Origin of the sequence: Streptomyces sp. NPDC058579 (assembly GCF_042718575.1) — a bacterium.
Classification (GTDB): Bacteria; Actinomycetota; Actinomycetes; order Streptomycetales; family Streptomycetaceae; genus Streptomyces.
Window position 1 is genome coordinate 1 of the sequence record NZ_JBHXPI010000093.1, and the last position, 2,370, is coordinate 2,370.

A 2,370-nucleotide genomic window follows, 5' to 3' on the forward strand; every position below is an offset into this window, starting at 1 on the left:
CGATCCGGGGGCGTCGCGCATCCCGCGTCAACCCTTGTTGAAGCAATGAATCACTGCTTCACTTCTTCCATGCCCTACCGACGCACCCCCGCGGTCCAGGCCCGGCTCGACGACCGGCGTGCCACCGTCGTCGACGCGGCGCTCGAGCTGCTCGCCGAGCACGGGTACGCGGGCTGCACGATGGCCGCGGTCGCCACCCGGGCCGGGATCGCGACCGGCAGCGTCTACCACCACTTCCCCAGCAAGGCCGAGCTGGCCGTGGAGCTCTTCCGCACCGTGGTCTCGCGCGAGGTGGCCGCCGTGGCCGAGGCCGCCGGCCGGCCCGAGCACGAGGGGGCGGCCGAGCGGGTCGTCGCGGTCATCGAGACCTTCGCCCAGCGCGCCCTGAAGTCCCCCCGGCTCGCCTACGCCCTGCTCGCCGAGCCCGTGGATCCGGCCGTGGACGCCGAACGGCTGGTCTTCCGGCGGGCGTTCCGCGATGTCTTCGCCGAGCGGATCGCCGAGGGCGTGCGGTCCGGTGAGCTTCCGCCGCAGGACGCCTCGCTGACAGCGTCCGCTCTGGTCGGGGCGGGCGCGGAGGCGCTCGTCGGTCCGCTGGCGGAGGGCACGGTGGGGCCCGAGACCGTACCCGCACTGGTCACCTTCACCCTGAGAGCCCTGGGAGTTCCCGATGCCACCCACGCATGAGGTCACCAACCAAGTCCCGCCGCTGAGCGGTTACGACGTGTCGGCCGACCCGGCCCTCCTGGAGGGGCTGCGTCGCGAGGGCGCGGGCTGGGCCGAGGCCGAGGTGCGCGAGCTCGGGGTGCGGGCCGGCGGCGAGGAGGCCCAGGAGTGGGGGCGGCTGGCCGAGCGGCACTCCCCGGTCCTGCACACGCACGACCGGTACGGCCACCGCGTCGACGAGGTCGAGTTCCACCCGTACTGGCACGAGCTGATGACCGTCGCCGTACGGCACGGACTGCACGGGGCGCCGTGGAGCGACGGGCGACCGGGCGCGCATGTGGCGCGGGCGGCGAAGGTGTTCGTGTGGGGGCAGGCCGATCCCGGGCACCTGTGCCCGATCTCGATGACGTACGCGGCGGTGCCCGCCCTGCGCGCGGAGCCCGGACTCGCCGAGGTGTACGAACCGCTCCTCTCCTCCCCCGTCTACGACTTCGGGCTGCGCGAGCCGACGTCGAAGGCCGGCCTCATCGCCGGGATGTCGATGACCGAGAAGCAGGGCGGCTCGGACGTCCGCGCGAACACGACGCGGGCGGTGCCGACGGGCGAGGACGGCTTCTACGCGCTCACCGGCCACAAGTGGTTCACGTCGGCGCCCATGTCGGACGTCTTCCTCACCCTGGCCCAGGCGCCGGGGGGACTCTCCTGCTTCCTCGTGCCCCGGGTGCTGCCCGACGGCACGCGCAACGCGATCCGGCTGCAGCGGCTGAAGGACAAGCTCGGCAACCGCTCCAACGCCTCGTCCGAGATCGAGTACGTGGGTGCGCTCGGCCGTCTCGTCGGCGAGGAGGGTCGCGGGGTGGCGACCATCATCCGGATGGTCAACATGACCCGGCTCGACTGCGCGGTCAGTTCGGCGTCCGGGATGCGCCAGGGGCTCGTACAGGCGGTGCACCACGCCACGCACCGCAGCGCGTTCGGGGCGCGGCTGATCGACCAGCCGCTGATGACCAACGTCCTCGCCGACCTGGCGGTGGAGGCGGAGGCGGCGACGATCGCGGGCCTGCGACTCGCCGGCGCCGTGGACCGGGCGGCGGCGGGCGACGCGGACGAGGAGCTGCTGCGCCGGATCGGGCTCGCGGTGACCAAGTACTGGGTGTGCAAGCGTGCTCCCGCTCACGCGGCCGAGGCGCTGGAGTGCCTGGGCGGCAACGGCTATGTCGAGGACTCCGGCCTCCCGCGGCTCTACCGCGAGTCCCCGCTGCCCTCGATCTGGGAGGGCTCAGGCAACGTGGCCGCCCTCGACGTGCTGCGCGCGATGGGGCGACAGCCTCAGGCGGTCGAGGCGTTCTTCGCGGAGGTCGACCGCGCCTCGGGCGCCGACCACCGGCTCGACGCGGCGACGGCCCGGCTGCGGAAGGACGTCGGCGACCTCGGCGACGACCCGGCGGCCCTGGAGTACCGCGCGCGGCGCCTCGTCGAGCGCATGGCCCTGGTCCTCCAGGGCTCGCTGCTCGTCCGGCACGGCCACCCGGCGGTGGCCGACGCCTTCTGCGCCTCACGTCTGGACAGCGACTGGGGCATCGCGTTCGGCACCCTGCCGCCCGGTCTGGACACGGCGTCGATCATCAGCCGCGCCACCCCGCAGCCGGCCTGAGGACCGGTCCGACGCGGCGGGCGGAACGCGTCGGCCGTGGCTCCTCCGAG

At 73.9% G+C, this 2,370-nt stretch carries 2 protein-coding genes; both read left to right on the forward strand.

Features of this window, described 5'->3' with window-relative positions:
- Nucleotides 1-69 precede the first annotated feature (69 nt).
- Nucleotides 70-687 carry a TetR/AcrR family transcriptional regulator gene (locus ACFWRO_RS37030; RefSeq protein WP_384519090.1) on the forward strand — a complete coding sequence of 206 codons (618 nt, stop codon included), beginning with the start codon at nucleotides 70-72 and terminating at the stop codon, nucleotides 685-687.
- Complete coding sequence (locus tag ACFWRO_RS37035) at nucleotides 671-2,320, forward strand: acyl-CoA dehydrogenase family protein (RefSeq protein ID WP_384519093.1); 1,650 nt, start codon at nucleotides 671-673, stop codon at nucleotides 2,318-2,320. Before ACFWRO_RS37030 ends, ACFWRO_RS37035 begins: the two co-directional genes overlap by 17 nt.
- Nucleotides 2,321-2,370: the final 50 nt, after the last annotated feature.